14 protein-coding genes are annotated in these 17686 nt (G+C 64.7%); 8 read left to right on the forward strand and 6 right to left on the reverse strand.

Annotation, left to right across the window (positions count from 1 at the left end):
- Nucleotides 1-204: 204 nt before the first annotated feature.
- The 7 genes from AB4Z44_RS22865 (at nucleotide 205) to lepB (ending at nucleotide 8778) form a co-directional block, all read left to right on the forward strand.
- Nucleotides 205-1023, forward strand: coding sequence for a TrmH family RNA methyltransferase (locus AB4Z44_RS22865; RefSeq protein WP_404711949.1), 819 nt, complete (start codon nucleotides 205-207; stop codon nucleotides 1021-1023).
- A 92-nt stretch (nucleotides 1024-1115) separates the two neighbouring features.
- Nucleotides 1116-3329, forward strand: a complete 2214-nt coding sequence (locus AB4Z44_RS22870; RefSeq protein WP_404711950.1) for a TonB-dependent receptor — start codon at nucleotides 1116-1118, stop codon at nucleotides 3327-3329.
- Nucleotides 3330-3343: 14 nt separating this feature from the next.
- On the forward strand, nucleotides 3344-4387 hold the full coding sequence (locus AB4Z44_RS22875) for a Rieske 2Fe-2S domain-containing protein (RefSeq protein WP_404711951.1): 1044 nt from the start codon (nucleotides 3344-3346) through the stop codon (nucleotides 4385-4387).
- Between the two features lie 37 nt (nucleotides 4388-4424).
- Entirely contained in the window at nucleotides 4425-5351 is a 927-nt protein-coding gene (locus AB4Z44_RS22880; RefSeq protein WP_404711952.1) for an AraC family transcriptional regulator, read from the forward strand.
- A gap of 154 nt (nucleotides 5352-5505) precedes the next feature.
- Nucleotides 5506-7371 carry a potassium transporter Kup gene (locus AB4Z44_RS22885; RefSeq protein WP_404711953.1) on the forward strand — a complete coding sequence of 622 codons (1866 nt, stop codon included), beginning with the start codon at nucleotides 5506-5508 and terminating at the stop codon, nucleotides 7369-7371.
- Nucleotides 7372-7472: 101 nt separating this feature from the next.
- On the forward strand, nucleotides 7473-7805 hold the full coding sequence (locus tag AB4Z44_RS22890) for a hypothetical protein (protein ID WP_404711954.1): 333 nt from the start codon (nucleotides 7473-7475) through the stop codon (nucleotides 7803-7805).
- Nucleotides 7806-7905: 100 nt separating this feature from the next.
- Nucleotides 7906-8778 (forward strand): signal peptidase I, encoded by an 873-nt coding sequence (gene lepB / locus AB4Z44_RS22895; RefSeq protein WP_404711955.1) that lies wholly within the window; start codon nucleotides 7906-7908, stop codon nucleotides 8776-8778.
- A gap of 56 nt (nucleotides 8779-8834) precedes the next feature.
- Here lepB and AB4Z44_RS22900 read toward each other — a convergent pair whose 3' ends face one another.
- The 6 genes from AB4Z44_RS22900 to AB4Z44_RS22925 form a co-directional block, all read right to left on the reverse strand.
- Nucleotides 8835-9434 (reverse strand): PEPxxWA-CTERM sorting domain-containing protein, encoded by a 600-nt coding sequence (locus AB4Z44_RS22900; RefSeq protein ID WP_404711956.1) that lies wholly within the window; start codon nucleotides 9432-9434, stop codon nucleotides 8835-8837.
- Between the two features lie 193 nt (nucleotides 9435-9627).
- Complete coding sequence (locus AB4Z44_RS22905) at nucleotides 9628-11214, reverse strand: ABC-F family ATP-binding cassette domain-containing protein (RefSeq protein WP_404711957.1); 1587 nt, start codon at nucleotides 11212-11214, stop codon at nucleotides 9628-9630.
- A gap of 90 nt (nucleotides 11215-11304) precedes the next feature.
- Nucleotides 11305-11703: a VOC family protein gene (locus tag AB4Z44_RS22910; RefSeq protein ID WP_404711958.1), complete on the reverse strand. Its 399-nt coding sequence runs from the start codon at nucleotides 11701-11703 to the stop codon at nucleotides 11305-11307.
- A 139-nt stretch (nucleotides 11704-11842) separates the two neighbouring features.
- Nucleotides 11843-13384, reverse strand: a complete 1542-nt coding sequence (locus AB4Z44_RS22915) for an esterase-like activity of phytase family protein (RefSeq protein WP_404711959.1) — start codon at nucleotides 13382-13384, stop codon at nucleotides 11843-11845.
- A gap of 49 nt (nucleotides 13385-13433) precedes the next feature.
- On the reverse strand, nucleotides 13434-15857 hold the full coding sequence (locus AB4Z44_RS22920) for a TonB-dependent receptor (RefSeq protein WP_404711960.1): 2424 nt from the start codon (nucleotides 15855-15857) through the stop codon (nucleotides 13434-13436).
- A 195-nt stretch (nucleotides 15858-16052) separates the two neighbouring features.
- Nucleotides 16053-16958 (reverse strand): LysR substrate-binding domain-containing protein, encoded by a 906-nt coding sequence (locus tag AB4Z44_RS22925; protein ID WP_404711961.1) that lies wholly within the window; start codon nucleotides 16956-16958, stop codon nucleotides 16053-16055.
- A 96-nt stretch (nucleotides 16959-17054) separates the two neighbouring features.
- Here AB4Z44_RS22925 and AB4Z44_RS22930 point away from each other — a divergent pair, with 96 nt between their 5' ends.
- Nucleotides 17055-17675 (forward strand): pyridoxamine 5'-phosphate oxidase family protein, encoded by a 621-nt coding sequence (locus AB4Z44_RS22930; protein ID WP_404711962.1) that lies wholly within the window; start codon nucleotides 17055-17057, stop codon nucleotides 17673-17675.
- Nucleotides 17676-17686 lie beyond the last annotated feature (11 nt).

The following is a 17686-nucleotide window of genomic DNA, read 5'->3' on the forward strand; positions in this document are numbered from 1 at the left end:
AACCACCCCGGCAGCGGTTGGTTCTGCATGCCGAGGTCGCGACTTAGCCCCCCGCTCAGCGGCCTCGGAACCGACCCGCCGGCCTTTCCCCCCAAAGGCCGGCGGGTCCATTCCGCCTAACGCATTTCGATTTCACCCCAGACCGGCGCCTCCCATTCGACGCGCGATGGTCTAAGATTGGCGCCCACTCCGAACCGGACGCCCATGCCGACCATCATCCCCATCGACGATCCCGCCGATCCGCAGATCGAAGCCTATCGCGATATTCGCGAGCGCGATCTGGTCGGGCGCAGCGGGTTGTTCGTGGCCGAGGGAAAGGTCGTCGTCGAGAAACTCGTCGCGAGCAGCGCCTATCGTCCGCAATCGCTGCTGATCGCGGCCAAGCGCATCGATGCGCTCGAGCCGATCCTCCGCCAATTGCCCGCCGAAATTCCGGTATACGCCGCCGCCCAGCCGGTGATCGATGCCGTCGCCGGCTTTCCGCTCCATCGCGGAATCCTCGCGATCGGCCGGCGGATGGAGCAGCCGACCGCCGAGGATCTGCTTGGGCATCTCGCGGGGGAGGCGGATGTGCTCTTGCTGTCGGCGATCGCCAACCATGACAATATCGGCGGGATCTTCCGCAACGCCGCTGCCTTCGGGATCAAGGCGATCCTGCTCGATTCCGACTGCTGCGATCCGCTCTATCGCAAGGCGATCCGCGTGTCGGTCGGGGCCGCCTTGCTCGTGCCGTTCGCGCGGATGGCGCGAGGTGAGGATGCGCTTGCCTTGCTCGATCGTCACGATTTCCGCGCGATCGCGCTGAGCCCGTCGGGCACGACCCTGCTCACCGATTACGAGCCGGGGCCGCGTAACGCGGCTATTCTCGGTGCCGAAGGGCCGGGGCTGGCCGCCGACGTGATCGATCGGGCGATCGGCGTGCGGATCGCGATGTCCTCGGGATTCGATTCGCTCAACGTCGCGACGACGAGCGGCATCGTCGCGCATCATCTGGCGGTTTGCCGGGAGCGTGCGCGCGGCTGATCAAATCCGTGCACCTTTGCCCAAGCCGTCGGCCGGGCGGCGCCCTAGCGTGTCCCGATAACGCCGAAAAAAGAATGGCGAAGGGAGAGGGTATGAAAAGCAACAGGCCGGTTCGCACCGGGGCGTGGGCGATCATTCTGGGCGGGGCCGCGCTGGCGGGAACACCGGCTTCGGCGCAATCCGATCCGCCGACGCCGGCATCCGACAGTCCGGCGGCGAAGACGGTCGGCGATATCGTCGTCACCGCGCAGCGCCGATCCGAGCGATTGCAGAACGTGCCGATCGCGGTTGCCGCGATCAACGGCGCGCAGCTCGCGGCCAAGGGCATCAACAATGTGCTCGATCTGGGCAAGGCGGTGCCGACGCTCAACGTGTCGAACGAGGTCGGCTTCACCGTCACCTCGCTGCGCGGCATCGGCAGCACCGCGATCGGCCCGGCGCTCGAGAATCCGGTCTCGATCTATGTCGATGGCGTCTATTATGCCTCGACCAGCTCGCTTGCCTTCGATCTCGTCAATATCGAGCGGGTCGAGGTGCTGAAGGGCCCGCAGGGCACGTTGTTCGGCCGCAACGCGACGGCCGGCCTGATCCAGGTGATCACGCGCGATCCCGATCAATCGACCCGCGTCTCGGGCCACCTCAGCTATGGCAATTACCAGACGGTGCGCGGCGACCTCTATCTGTCGGGCCCGATCACGAGCAATCTTGCCGCCGACCTGTCGATGCAAGGCAGCGCAATGGGCAAGGGTTATGGCAAGAACCTCTATAACGGCCAGGATATCAGCCAGAACCTCCACACCTTCACGGTCCGCTCGAAATGGGTCTGGACGCCCGCCGCCGGAACCAAGGTGACCCTGATCGGGGACTATGGCGACCAGCGCAATTCGATGAACGGGCCGAGCCTGTCGCCCGGCACGATCCCCAATCCGCTCACCGGCGGCGCGATCAAGACCGGCAATCCGCGCGACATCGACGAGAATGTCCAGCCCCTGCTCGCCAACCGCAACGGTGGCGCGAGCCTGAAGATCGAGCAGGATCTCGGCTTCGCGACGGTCTCGAACCTCGCCGCCTATCGGCGCGCGAAAACCCGCAACCGCTTCGACGTCGATTATACCCCGGCGCCCTATCTCAACGCCGATCTCTATATCGACGAGAAGCAATTCAGCGACGAACTGCAGCTCGCCTCGAACGGGGGCGGGCGCTTCAAGTGGCAGGCGGGGCTGTTCTACTTCGATGGCCATGGCGCCTACGAGCCGTCGGGCGTCGATTTCGGCTTCGGCGCCGACGCCGCGCACAACCCGATCTATCCGCTCGAATATCTCTCGACCTTCGCCAACCAGCACACCCAGTCGGTCGCGGGCTATGCGCAGGCGACGTGGGAGGTGCTACCGTCCACCAACCTCACCGGCGGCGCACGCTACACCTACGAGAAGCGCACGATCGTCGGTCACACCGATGCCGCGCTCGTCGGCAATATCTCGATCGGCACGATCGCGACCGAGAATGACCGGATCAGCTTCCGCAAGCCGACCTTCCGCGTCGCGCTCGACCATCGCTTCTCGCCCGAGGTGATGATCTACGCCTCGTTCAATACGGGCTTCCGCAGCGGTGGCTTCAACACCCAGAATCTGGGCGATCCGGCGTTCCAACCCGAAACGCTCAAGGCCTATGAAGCGGGTATCAAGACCGATCTGTTCGATCGGCGGCTGCGGCTGAACCTCGACGGCTTCTATTACGATTACAAGAATATCCAGGTTCAGAAGGTCGGCCTGTCGACCACCGGCATCATCAACGGCGCCGGCGCGCACGATTATGGTGTCGAGGCCGATTTCGAGGCGTTGATCACCCCGGCCTTCCGCATCAGCGGCAGCGCGGCCGCGATCCATGCGCGCTTCACCGACTTCCCCAACGCACCGCTCTCGATCCCCGCCGGCGGCGTGCCGGTGACGATCGGCAGCGCCAAGGGCAATCATTTGCCCAAGGCGCCGAGCTTCCAGGGCATGCTCGCGGGCGATTACCGGATCGAATTGCCGCGCGGCCGCATCGATCTCAACGCCAACCTCTCCTATAATTCGGGCTATTATCTGGAGGCGGACAATATCCAGCGCCAGCGCGCCTTCACCCAGCTCGGTGCGTCGGCCACGTGGACCGCGCCGGGCGATCGCTTCAGCGTGAAAGTGTGGGGCGTCAACCTGACCGACAAACTGGTCGAGGGTTATGGCGGCACGCTCTCCGACGGCACCCACTCCTTCTTCTACGAGCCGCCGCGCACCTACGGCGTCACCTTCGGCTTCAACTTCAAATAGCTCCGGAGCAGGCCATGTATCCCTTCAAACCCGGCAGTTTCGCGCCCCGCAACGGCTGGTACGTGATCGCCTTCCCGCACGAGATCACGCGCAGTCTGATGACCCGTTGGGTCCTTAACGAGCCGGTCGTGCTCTACCGCAAGGAGGATGGCACGGCGGTCGCGGTTGCCGGCCGCTGCCCGCACCGCCATTTCCCGCTCGGCGACAGCAAGCTGATCGGCGACACGATTCAGTGCGGCTACCACGGCATCACCTTCGGCCCCGACGGCGCCTGCACGCGCGTGCCGACCCAGCCCAACATCCCGAGCGTCTACCGGATCAAATCCTACCCGCTGGTCGAGAAGGGCTTGTGGATGTGGATCTGGGCGGGCGATCCGGAACTGGCCGACGAAAGCCTGATTCCGTCGCCCGATGAGATCGGCCTGACCCTGCCCGGTTACACCGCGCGCGCTTTCTATTCGCTCCACGTGAAGGGGCGCTACCAGCTGCTCAACGACAATCTGCTCGATCTGAGCCATCTCGGCTTCCTCCACGGCACGACGATCGGCACCGACGAGAATGCGAGCGCACCCGAGGAGCGTGAATCGACCGATCGCTGGCTGCGCAGCCGCCGTACGATGCGCGGCTCGGCATGCCCGCCGGTCACCGCCGAGATGAGTGGCTATGACGGGATCATCGATCGCCTCGCCGGCATGGATTTCTATCTGCCCGGTTTCCATTCGGGCATCGACGAGACGGTCGCCGCCGATCCGCAATCGGATCGCTTCGGCGAGATGCTGAACGCCGCGCGCGTCTGGCATGCGGTGACGCCGTCGACGCGTGACGAGACCTGGTATTTCTTCGCGATGAGCTCGACCGACCCCAAGCAGCTCGATTTCCTCGAGGAATATCTGAAGCCCGTGGTTGCCGAGGATGTCTTCGCGACCGAGGCGATCGAGAAGATCGTCCGGAAGATCGACGATCTGCCGCCCGAACTGATGCTGAAGAGCGACACGACCGCGGTGCAGGGCCGCCGGATGCTGCAGGCGATGATGGACGCCGAACAGGCTGCGGTATAGCATCCGGGCCAAAGGCCGCTGACGGAGAGGCAGCCGCATGCTCGAAAACTACACGACCGCGGATTACGCGATCGACGAACGTATGCCCTTCTGGAGCGGGATCGCCAGCGAGATGCTGGCGCCGCTCACGGTGGACGCCGCCGATCTGGCGAGCTTCGAAGGTGCGATCGTCCGCCGCCGCTTCGCCGATTTCGAGCTGATCGCCGCGCGCTCCACGCCGGCGAGCGTGGTGCGCTATCCCGAGGATAAAGCGTGCCTGCTCCAGATCCAGACGCACGGCCGCAGCATGAACTGGACGGGCGACCGCCATTGTTCGCTCGAGGTCGGCGATTTCGTTATTCTCGATTCCCAGGATGTGGTGAACACCCGCTTCGAGGTCGAGCAGGCGGTGCTGATCCTGCGCCTGGACACGGCCACGATGCGCGATCGCTTGCCGCATGTCAGGGATCTGGTCGGCCGCCGGATCGCGGGCGGGTCCGGGCCGGGCGCGCCTTTCTCCACCTTCCTGCGATCGTTGTGGGGCGAGATCCGCAGCCGGGACGGCGATTGGGTGGATGCGCTCGGCGAGGTCATCTGGCCGATGCTGACGATGGCCTGCGCCGATCCGGGCGAAGCCGCGCCCCGCGCGCGCCAGCATGAGCGCGAGCGCGATACCATCCGTGCGCTGATCGAACGTCGGCTCGACGAACCCGATCTCGGCCCACGCATGATCGCGAAGGAGGCGGGGTATAGCGTGCGCTTCGTCCAGCTGCTCTTCGCGGAGCAGGGGACGACCCCGACCGCCTATATCCGCGGTCGTCGCCTGCAGCGCGCGGCCGATATCCTCGCGACCAGCCAGCAGCGCGTATCGATCACCGCGCTGGCGCTCGACGTCGGCTTCAACGATCTCAGCACCTTCTGCCGCGACTTCCGCCGGCAGTTCGGGATCGCGCCATCGCGCTATCGCGAGGCGCAGCGGGTTTAAGCGTAATTCTTTTCCGTCATTCCCGGCTTCGCGTGAATGACGGCTATCTGTATTCGCCCGAAGGCAATTATCGTGCATCGGTGCGTTCGATCGCGTGGGCGACAAGAGGGCGAGCATATATATGGGTGCCGGAGTTCACGCAGGCCGGAAGACGATGGGTGGCGCCGCGGCTCTGTCGCTGGCCGCGCTCGGGATCGTCTATGGCGATATCGGCACCAGCCCGCTCTATGCGTTCAAGGTCGCGCTGCAGGCGTCGCAGGGGACGAGCCTGACCCCTCCACAGGCGGCGATCGGGCTGGCGTCGCTCATCATCTGGTCGCTCGTGGTGGTCGTATCGATCAAATATGCCGTGCTGATCCTCAAGGCGGACAATCGCGGCGAGGGCGGGGTGGTGGCGATGCTGGCCCTGCTCGATGCCCGCCATGCGCAGAGCGGAAGCTGGCGCGGTTATCTGCTGGTCGTCGGATTGATCGGCGCGGCCCTGCTGTATGGCGACGGCGCGATCACACCGGCCATCTCAGTGCTGAGCGCGGTCGAGGGGCTGGAGGTCGATGCGCCTGGCCTCGCGCGGCTGGTGCTGCCGATCACGATCACGATCCTCGTCATCCTGTTCCTCGTCCAGTCGAAGGGAACCGGCTTCATCGGGCGCATCTTCGGCCCGGTGATGCTCGCCTGGTTCGGATCGATCGCGCTGCTCGGCATCGCCGCGATCGCGCGCCATCCGGCCGTGCTGTCCGCGCTGAGCCCATGGCCCGCGCTGGACTATATCATGCGCGAGCCGATCTCGGTCAGCTTCGCGACGCTCGGCGCGGTTTTCCTGGCGGTTACTGGTGGCGAGGCGATGTATGCCGATATGGGGCATTTCGGGCGGCTGCCGATCCGACTTGCCTGGTTCGTCATCTGCCTGCCGGCCCTGATCCTCAACTATCTCGGGCAGGCCGCCGAGGTCGCGCTCAATCCGGCGAGCGCCAACAACCCCTTCTTCCAGATGGCACCCGATTGGGCGCATTACCCGATGGTCGTGTTCGCCACCGCCGCAACCGTGATCGCATCGCAGGCGATCATCTCGGGGGTCTTCTCGCTCACCCAGCAATCGATCCAGATGGGCTTCCTGCCGCGGCTGCAGATCCTCCACACGTCGGGGCATGAAGCGGGGCAGATCTATGTCCCCTTCGCCAACTGGGTGCTCGCGGCCGCGACGCTCGCGGCGGTCCTGACCTTCCGCTCGTCGGATGCGCTCGCCGGGGCCTATGGCATCGCAGTGTCGGGGTTGATGGTCATATCCACGATCCTCGCGGCTCTGGTCGCGATCAAATGGGGGTTCAACATCTGGCTCGTCGCTGCAGCCAACGGGGCGTTCCTGCTGGTCGATCTGGTCTTCTTCTCGGCCAACGCGATCAAGTTCATCGAAGGCGGCTGGTTTCCCCTTCTCATCGCCGGCGTGATCGCCTTCCTCATGCTGACCTGGCGCGAGGGGGTGAAACTGGTCGAGGTCGTGCGCGCCAGCCAGCGCGAGGACGTGGCGACCTTCGTGGCAGCGTTGAGGCGTGACGAGCTTTACCGCCAGCCGGGCGTGGCCGCGTTCCTGAGCGCATCGCCGGTCGGCATCCCGCTCTCGCTGTCGCATCATCTGCGGCACAATCGGGTTTTGCAGGATCGCGTGCTGCTCGTCTCGGTGATCATGACCGACGAGCCTTATGTGCCGGATAATGCCCGCACGTCGGTGACGATGCTCGACGAAGGTTTCGAGCGGGTGATCCTGACCTATGGCTTCATGGAGCAGGTCGATATCCCGGCCGCGCTGGCGCTGGCGAAGACCTGCGTGCCCAGGGCCGAACTGGGCGAGATCAGTTATTATCTCGGCCACGAAACCGTAATCTCGAGCGCGATCGTCAAGGGCATGGCGCCATGGCGCGAGAAAATCTTCGTCGCGATGCACCGCAATTCGACGCCGACGGGCGCATCCTTCTGCATTCCGTCACGACAGGTGGTCGAGGTCGGGATGGAGATCGTCATCTAGATTCCCCTCCCACGGCAGCGGATCGGGTTTCCTTCGATGCCGTCTGCCCGTGGATTCGGCCACGACGATACGATAAAGGGCCCCAAACGCCGGAGACTGTGATGGCCGCCCCGAAGAAAAGCGAAACGATCGAGATACGCCTGTCACACGAGGCCAAGGCCGCCTTCATGGCGCGTTGCCGGCTGGAACGGAAGAGCGCGAGCGAGGCCGTGCGGCAGTTCATCGATGCGACGATCGATCCGCGAGCGGACGCGCGCCCACGCCGGGCGTCTTCGTGGCGGATCGTTGCCGCCGGACTGTTCGGCGCGGCGCTCGCCCTCGGCGCGGCAGCGCCTTCGCTGGCGCATGCTGCCCGCGAAGACCGGGCGGCCTTCGACCAGCTCGATCACAACCATGATGGCGTGCTGAGCTACCGGGAGTTTCAGGGGCGGTAACCGTTACAGCGCAGCGGTACGCGCGTCCGGACATGATTTTCACGCTGTCCCGACGCACCTTCGCTGGACCGCAATGATCCAGGCGGCTTCATCCGCCGCCATGATCGACACAACGCACCCCAAATCCGCCCGCGGGATCAACTGGCTCGCCGAAATAGGCAGCCTGCTCGGTCTCGCCCTGCTCGTCTTTCTCTTTCAGAGCCTGATCGCGAAGCCCTTCTACATCCCTTCGGAATCGATGATGCCGGGGCTGCGGGTCGGCGATCGGCTCGCCGTCAGCAAATATCCCTATGGCTGGTCGTGGGTGTCGCCCGGCTTCCATATCCTGCCGCCGTTCAAGGGGCGGCTGTTCGGGCATCTGCCCGAGCGCGGCGATGTGGTGATCCTGACCCCGCCCGATGCCGATCGCCGCGGCGAGGATCTGATCAAGCGCGTCATCGGCTTGCCCGGCGACGTCATCGAACTGAAGGGCGGCCGGCTATGGCTGAACGGCAAGCCTGTCGCGACACGCGACATGGGTGATCGCCTGATGCCGATCGACGGCAATTTCCACTGCGACGCCAACGATCCCGACCCCGACCGCGCCTTTCCGGGCTTCGCCGGTGCGCGCGTCGCCGGCCGGGACGGCAAGCCCTATTGCCGCCTCCACATCCTGCGTGAGACGCTGCCCGATGGCCGGTCCTACGACACGATCGATTTCGGCCGCAGCGATCCGGACAACTTCCCGGCTTACACGGTCCCGGCCGGCCATGTGTTCGTCATGGGCGACAATCGCGACGACAGCGCGGACAGCCGGGTGCCGGTCGCTTATCGCGGGCTGGGCGGCGCGGTGCCGTTCGAGAATATCGGTGGCCGGGCGGAATTCGTGACCTTCTCGTTAAACGGCAATGCGACGTGGAACCCCTTGACGTGGTTCTCGGATTTCCGCGGCCATCGCGTGGGGGCGAGCCTGCGCCCGCAAACACAGCGCTGAGATACAAAAACGCCGCCGGAATTCCTTCCGGCGGCGTTCAGGAAAAATAGTCTGGATCAGGAGAAGCGAAGGCTCACCTTGCGACGGCTGCTCCGCATGGCGGCGCCCATCATCCCGAACCCACCGACCAGCATTGCCCACGTTGCGGGTTCCGGGACCGATAGGGATGGCGGGTTGGCAAGCGTTGCGCCGATCGAAAACGCGCTGCCGCCGGTATTGTTGAGCTGCAGCGTCACCGACGAGGCCGTCGCCGTGAAGCCATTCGCGATCGTCGTGCCGAGCAGATAGAGCGAGATCGCATTATCCGCGCCAGCGTTCAGCGACGAATAAGCGATCGTCTCGATGCTCGACACCGAGAAGGCGTAATTGCCGAAGTTGATGAACAGCGGCAGCGATGTCGCTAGCGTCGTCCCGGCCGTGTTGGAGAATGTGAACGAACCATTGCTCGTGCCCAAACCGGTCGCGCCGGTATATCCGCCGGTCGCGCTGGTCGTGAAGATGCTGCCGGTGCCGCTGTAGGAGCCGGTAGTTGCGCCGAGAGTTACGGTCGGGTTGAAGAGGAACGCGAAGCTGGCCGTGCCAGCTGGAATCGTGACTGCCTGAGCGGAGCCGGCAATGCCGACCACCGCGACAGCCGCGAGCATATACTTACGCATAAGGATACCCTTTAGCTACGTGCCAACGGGGGGTGGAGGCACGTCGGCGTGAGTACGCTTCTCCTTCGCACCTGCAATACGAAATTTACTTTTGTTAACGATAAAGCGCGAGAAACGCGACGAGCCGAGCGTGCCGCGATCGTGCACCGCCAAATGGATATAGGACGGGGTGACGCATCAATTCCGCAGACCATCAAAGGTTCCGCTCGATGGTTCGGGTGATGCCGATTGCGGCCAGAAAGGCCGGATCGTGGCTGACGACGATCAGCGCGCCGTCATAAGCCTTTAGACCTGCTTCGACCGCTGCGATCAACTCGATGTCGAGGTGATTGGTCGGCTCGTCGAGGATCATCAATGGCGGTGGACTGGCGCTGCCGAGCACGCAGGCGAGCCCGGCGCGCAGCATCTGGCCGCCGCTCAACATATCCGCGCGCCGATCGGCCACGTCGCCCCTGAACTGGAAGCGGGCGAGTGCAGTGCGGCAAAGATTGTCCCCGACACCGGGATTGAGCCGCGCGTAATTCTCGACGATCGTTTCCGTCGGATCGAGCAAGCTTACCCGCTGGTCGAAGAAGGCGAAACGGCTGCGGATCGCGATCCTGCCGGACCACGGCGTCAGCAGACCGGTGATGAGGTGGAGCAAGGTCGATTTGCCGGAGCCGTTGGCGCCGGTGATCGCGATCCGTTCTGGCCCTACTATGGTCAGCGAGACGTCCCGCAGGATCGGATGGCCCGGTGTGTAGCCGGCCGTGACGTGATCCAGCGCTACCACCTCCTGAGAGGGCGGCAATCCGGTCGGCGCAAGCGTGACCGCCATCGTCTCGACCCGTTCGATCCGCTCCCGGGCATTCGCGACCAACCGGGCGGATTCGGTGCGAAGCCGGTTGGCGAGGCGGGCATTGTCCCCGCCGCTCTTCTCTGCGCGGTCGCGGCGCATGCCGATCAGGATCCTTGGCATGTCCCCACGCGCGGCCTTGCGGCTGCCGGCGGCGTCGCGACGCTGCTTGCGCTCGGCGGTGAGCTGGGCCTTGCGCGCGACCTCCACCATCTGCCGTTCGGCCGATGCCAGATCATGCTCGGTGGCGGCGAGTTCGATCGCCTTGCGTTCGCGATAGCGGCTCCAATTGCCGCCGTAGCGGCTTGCGCCGAGCGTGGTGAGCTCGACGAGCGCGTCCATGGCCTCGAGTAATTCGCGGTCATGGCTGACGACGATCGCACCGCGCCGCCAGTTCTGCAGCAGGGTGCGCACCGCCGCGCGGCCGTTGCGATCGAGATCGTTGGTGGGCTCGTCGAGAATCAGGAAATCGGGCCGGTGCAGCACCGCGCCGGCCAAAGCCACGCGCGTCCGTTGTCCGCCGGACAGATGCACGAGCAGAGTATCGGCCGGCACGTCGATCCCGACCTCGGCGAGTGCCTCGGCCATACGCGTTTCGATCGTCCAGTCGGCTTCGGCCAGTTCGTCGATCGTGGCGGTGCCGGTCTCGGCCTTGCGGAGCAACGCCAGGGCATCGCGCGCGCCGAGCAGATCGGCGACGGTCTCATGCGGTGCAATCTGGACGAACTGGCGCAACGTGCCGATCGTGCCGTTGATGCGGATCGTGCCCCGCGCGGGTTGCAGCGCGCCGGTCAGCAACCGCAGCAAGGTCGATTTGCCGATCCCGTTCCGGCCAACCAGCCCGGCGCGTTCGCAGCCGAAATCCAGATTGAGATCGTCGAGGACGGCGCGGCCGTCAGGCGTGGACCAGCCGATATGGGCGACGGAGATGGAGCAGGCAGACATGGTACGAGAATTTCCTGGCGGCAAAGCGGATCGGCGATGCTGTCGGGGTCTGGTCCACGTCGGGTGCTCCAAATCGGTGGTGTGGTACGATTAAGCGTGCTGCCAACTCTTGTAAACGAACTCGATACTGTGCCCATCCGGATCGAAGATGTTCGCGGCATAGTAACGGGGGTCATAATAGGCTCTCGCGCTGGGTGAGCCGTTATCGCCGGCGCCGGCTTCCATGGCCGCGGCGTAAGCGGCGTCCACCTCCGCGCGCGATGACGCGACGAAACCGATATGGAAGCTGTCGCCGTCGATCCGACCTTCGCGCAGCCACAGGAAGAGGCGGTTATTCTTCCCAAAGCCCTTGAGATCCGGATGACCCGGTGGACCGTCCTTGCCGTCATAATCGACCCGTTGCGTGATCCCGAGCGGCGCGAGCGCCTTTTCGTAGAAGGCGATCGACCTCGCCACGTCGTTCACGGGCAAAAATACATGATCCAGCATAGACATCTCCTAAGTTAGGAGGGGAGACCGTACCTGTCCCGGTGGCGGACGTCAGTTGCGATGGGTCAGGTGTGGGTGACCCGACCGGTTTGCGCCGCGCATCTCCTCGCCGTCCCCCCGCAGGGGAGCGGGAACTCGCTCACCTCGCTCCAGGCCCGCGGGGGAGCGTCAACCGATACACTAAAATGACGTTGTCGTTCGCGCCGCTCCCATGCGGTCCCTTGAGCGACGCATCGAAATGGACGCCGTCGACCAGCCCGTCCTTCGCCTCGAAATCATTGTCGTTGCCGACCAGCAGAAAGTAGTCGTCAGGCGCCTTCGGATCGAGCGCCGGTAGCAGCCCCATCGCCTCCTGCTTTTCCGACAAGGTGGTGGGGGTGGACGGCAACGTGTCGAGGTTCATGCCGAGCCGGCGCAGCTGTGCGGGGGCGAGCATGTTGATCAGTTCGACGCTGCGGACCGGCACGATCCCCTCCACCACCTTGCCCGCGCGCGCCACCGGCATGATGTCGGTCTCGTAGCGGGTGCCGGCGAGGTTGGTCGCACCGGTCGTATCGACCAGCAAGATGCTCTTCACCACCGGGGTTTTGGAGGTGGAGGCGGTCGATCCGCGCCCGATCCCGTCGCGCGCCAGCACGAGGAACTGGTGATCGCTCAGCGCCACCATCTCGGATTGCGCGGCGGTGCGATCGGGCGGGGTGCCGTCGCCGGCCTCGGTGTAGATCGGCAGTTCGAGCACGTAATGCGCGATCGGCCGTGGCGGAGCCGGTTGCTTCGATATGTCGTAGACCAGGATGCGGGTGACGTTGCGGGTCGCCTGGTCCCTGCCGGCGGTATCCTGCACCGTCGCCGACTGGAGGATCGTGATCAGGCGATTGCCGTCGGGCGTGATCGACAGCGCCTCGAGCCCTTGATTGTTGCGCCGGCCGCTGTCGCCCGCCTTGGCACTGTTGAAGTCGATCGCGCCTTTGGTGCGCGGCATCAGTGCGGGAACCGCCGGGATTGTGCTCAGCCGCCGGCCATGCGTATCGAAATGGTAGATGGCCGCGGCATATTCGTCCGAGACATAGATGCTGCCGTCGCGCGCGACGGCGAGACCCTCGGAATCGAGGCTGAAGCGCCCGGCGGCGCCGCCCGTGGCGACGACGGGCAGGGGGATGCCGTCGCGCTCTACGACGTTGCTGCCCGGATCCATGCCGGTCATCGGCACGCCCGCCGCATCGGTCAGGATCATGCCGCCCGCCGGGCTGAGCTGGAGCTGGCTTTGCGAGGCGGTCGATGGCGGCAGGTCGGCGGTGCCGGTGTAGGGCCTGAAGCGGATCGTGAAGGTGTTGATGCGGTTGCGATAATTCATCGTGCCGACGACCGAGCCGACATCGTTCGGCCCGCGATCGGGCAGGGTCCAGATGCGGCCGCTATAGTTGCCGTCGGGCAGCCGCCGCCACGCCGCGCGATCGACCGCCATCGACGAGAAGGAGCCGAGCGTCTCGCCGGCGAAATCGCGCGTCTCCGCACTGAGCCGGCCGGCGCCGACGAGGCCGTGGTTGATGAAGCGCTGACCGCCCAGCGTGACGACATGGTTGCCCGGCGCGGTTTCGAGATGCGGGGTGGTGTAAGCGGGGGAGTCGGCCAATGCGGGGCCGGCGATGGATGCCGCCAGAAACAGCGTGCGTGCGATCACGGACATCCCCCGATTAAATCCTCTCCCCTTCAGGGGAGAGGGGGTAGTTTCAGAAATGGACCTTCACCGTGCCGCCGAAGGTGCGCGGGTTGCCGGGATAGCCCTGGACCAGCCCGGTCGACTTGGTCAGGCCGAGCAGGTTGATGAAATAGCTCTTGTTGAAGAGGTTCTCGACCCAAGCCTGCACGTCCACTTGATTGTGCAGCAATTGCACGCCGGCACGCGCGTTCACCAACGCATAAGCGCCGATCTCGGCGGTCGGATCGAGCGTGATCGTGGTATTCTGGCTGGTGCGCCAATTCACATCGACCAGCCCGTAGCCGGTCACGCCCGGCGTAAGCTCACGGCTGTAGTCGACCGTCATGTCGGCGGTCCATTTCGGCGCCCACGCCACCTGCCGGCCGGTCAGGTCGCACGAGGTCGCGGTCGTCGTCGCCGGGCAGGTCGAATTGTGGAACGAAGAATAATAAGCATGATCGTAGCTGACATAGCCCTTCGCGTGCAGTCCGGTCGCCAGCCACGCCTCGCCCTCGAGCTCGACCCCGTCCGAGGTGAGCGAGCCGACATTGGCGAGGAATTTCAGCGCGGTGTTGCCGACGCCGACCAACTCGTTGGCCTGGTAATTCTTCACCTTGGTGTGGAAGGCGGTGAGGTTGAGAAGGAGGTGGTGGTTGAACCACTCGCTCTTGATGCCGCCCTCGAAATTGTCGGCGGTCTCACCCTTGATCGCCTGGGTCGCGCCGAACGCCACTGCCGATGCCACGCTCGGATCGGGGTTGGTGCTGTTCTCGGGCAGCAGGTTGAAGCCCTTCGACTTATAGCCACGCGCGAACTTTGCGTAGAGCATAACAGCTGGAGTGACCTTGTAGCTCACCCCCGCTTCGCCCGAAAGCGAACTGTCCTTAAGCAATTCGTCGACATGGCCGAGCTGCGCGTTGGCGCCGCTCGGCGAGAGCGCATTGATCTGCGTCTGGGTGAGGTTGGCGGTGTTGGAGACGACGCTGCCGTTATACAATTCCGAACGGCGCTCCCACGTCTCGCGCAGCCCGATATCGAAGGCCAGGCGGCGCGCGGCATCCGGATGCCAGGTGACGTTGCCGAACAGGGCTTCGGTGTCGGTGTGGAACACCGCCTGCGAGCGGAAGCCGACGCCGGCGACCTGATTGGCATAGGCGCCCTGCGCCCAGGTCTTGCCGCCGAGCGTCGGGAAGGCCGTGGCCGAGGGATTGGCCGCCCAGATATAATATTGGTTGCCGAAGCGCAGGCGTGAATCGACCTGCAGCCGCTGGCGCGAGAGGAAGCCGCCGAGCGTCGCCTCGATCGGCTGATCCTTCACCGTCGCCCAGCGCAGCTCCTGCGAGAATTGGTGCTCGTCGTTGCACGAGCCGTAATCCTGCAGCGCATTGAGCTGGGTGTAGTCATTGTCGTTGTTGGTGAAGCACTTCCAGCGTTCGTAGGCAGTGATCGAGGTGATCGCGCCCTTATTGCCCAGGTCCCAGTCGATCTCGCCGCTGCCCGAGCGGCTGTCGGTGGTGGCGTTGAGTGCCGCGTCGATATTGACGAAGCGATCCTTCGCGTTGCTGGTCAGCAAGGTGTAGCCGGCGGTGGTCATGCGCGCCTGTAGCGCGGCGGGATTGTAGACCGAGAGGATCACCGGCGAGATCGTCGGGAAGCCCTGATGGTTGTAGGTGCCGATCAGGCGGATCGTGATGTTCTCGGTCGGCGTCGCCAGCAATTGCGCGCGCACGCCCTGGCCCTGGCGGGCATTCTGGTAATTGCCGTTGTAGAGATTGAGATAATTGCCGTCGGTCTTGCTGTAATAGCCCGAGATGCGCGCGGCGAGCTTGTCGGCGATGATCGGGCCGCTGATGCTCGCCTTGAACTGGTGGAAGCCCTGGTTGCCACCGGTCGCCTCGGCATTGCCCTCGAAAGCGAAGGTTGGCTTCAGCGTGTTGATGATCACCGCACCGGCAGTGGTGTTCTTGCCGAACAGGGTGCCCTGCGGCCCGCGCAGCAATTCGACCTGGGCGAGATCGTTGAAGTCGGTCGAGACCATGCCCTGGCGGCCGGTATAGACGCCATCGACGAAGATGCCGACCGAGCCGTCGATGCCGTCGGTGTTGAAGCCGTTATTGCCGATGCCGCGCACGCCCAGGTTGAGCTGCTTCGGATTGGTCAGATAGACCGAGAAGGCCGGAAACTTGGCCTGGAAATCGGTGAAGTTGACGAGGTTCTGGCGGGTCAGCTCGACCGGGGTGATCACCGTCACCGGGATCGGCACGGTCTGGACATTCTCGGCGCGCTTGCGCGCATAGACGACGACGTCGTTGATCTGGCTCTGGCTGGCGGCGTCGGCGTCGGTCGCCGGCGCGGCGGCATCCTCCGCATAAGCGCCGCTTGCGAGCAGGCTGGTCGACAGGAGCAAAGCCGCGGCAAGCCCTGTCGGGCGCCGACCCAAATTTGCCAAATTCATGAAAGTTCAGCCCTTTATGATTCCGGATGCGCAAAAAGGGGCTCGCGTAACCATGCCGGCCCGCGTCACCCCTCCACGGGGCTCACTATGCTGTGATGTTTTCCCGTGCGGCGGCTCTAAGGTCGGCGCGCGACAGTCCGGTGACATTCATGTGGCAGTTTTGTTGAAAGGGGGCGATCCTCCCCCGGGAGGATCTTAGAGGGCTGCCAATCCCTGCCGCAGCCTTGGCGCGGCGAAGTCGAGGAATCGCCGCATCTTGAGTGGCATATGCTCGGCGGGGGCATGGACCAGATGGACCGGGCTCGGCTCGCGCTCATAGTCCGTGAACAGGATTTTCAGCCGCCCCTGCGCGACGGCATCCGCTACCTGATAATGCAGCAAGCGAACCACGCCGACCCCGCGCATGGCGGCCTCCAAGGCCGCATCCGCGGTCGTGACCGTCAGCCGCGGCCGGGTCGCGATCTCGTACAGCGCGCCGCTGCCGGCAATGCGCACGGTCCAGCTGGGAAAGGGCGCCGGCGTATCGACCGCGACGATCGGAAATGCGGCCAGATCGGCGGGCGTCGCCGGCTCGCCACGCGCAGCCAGCAAGGCCGGGCTTGCACAGATCACCGTGCGCATCGACCCCACCCGCGTCGCCACGAGGCTGCTGTCGGGCAGGCTGCCGATCCGTACCGCCATGTCGACATGGTCGTCGACGATATGGATGTTGCGATCGGCGAGCAGCAGACGGACGTCGATCGCAGGCTGGCGGGCCAGGAAATCGGCGACGATCGGTAGCACGTGGAGCCGCCCGAACATCAAAGGCGCGGTTACCACCAGTTCGCCCTTGGGAATTAGGAATTCGCCAGCAGCGGTGCGCTCGGCCTCGTCGACCTGGTCGAGGATGCGCCGCGCGGCTGCGACATAGGCTTTGCCCGCCTCGGTCAGGATCAGGCTGCGCGTGGTGCGGATCAGCAGTTTGGCGCCGATCAGACTTTCGAGCTCGCCGATCTTGCGGCTGACGGTCGGCACCGGCACCTTGAGTGCGCGCCCGGCGGCCGAAAGGCTGCCCTGCTCGACCACCGTCAGCAGGATCGACATGGCTTCGAGGCGATCCATTCGCTTTTCCGAAAAATGGAAGGATGATTTCCGAAATCGGGATATTATGCTTTCGATATGAGAAGCGCAAATCGTCTCCGACGGATGGAGACGAACATGGCTTACGGGTTTCTCGATATCGCAACGACGCCGAGCGTCGCGGCCGTTCAGGCAGCGATGGGCAGCGCGGATTTCTGGGCCGGTTTCCGCGGCAACCGCAGCTTCGATCGCTTCGGCGAAAACGAGGCTGCCTTCATCGCCGCTCGCGACAGTTTTTACATGGCGACGGTGTCCGAAAGCGGTTGGCCCTATGTCCAGCATCGCGGCGGCCCGCGCGGCTTCCTCAAGCTGATCGACGATCGCACGCTCGCCTTCGCCGACTATCGCGGCAATCGCCAATATATCAGCACGGGCAATCTCGGCGCCGACGATCGCGTCAGCCTGATCCTGATGGATTATACCGCGCGCGCGCGTCTCAAGATCTTCGCCCATGCTAGCATCGTCGCGCTCGATAGCGATCCGGCGCTGGCGGAGAAGGTCGCCGATCCTGCCTACAAGGGCAAGCCCGAACGGATCTTCGTGCTGCGGCTGGAAGCGTTCGACTGGAACTGCCCGCAGCACATCACCCCGCGCTTCACCGAGACCGAGATCGCCGAGGCGGTGCTGCCGCTGCGCCGGCGCCTGGCCGAACTCGAAGCCGAGAATGCAGCGCTGCGCGCTGCGCAGACCACTCGCTAATTTGCAACGGA

The sequence above is a fragment of the Sphingomonas sp. MMS24-J13 genome, assembly GCF_044905095.1.
Classification (GTDB): Bacteria; Pseudomonadota; Alphaproteobacteria; order Sphingomonadales; family Sphingomonadaceae; genus Sphingomonas_I.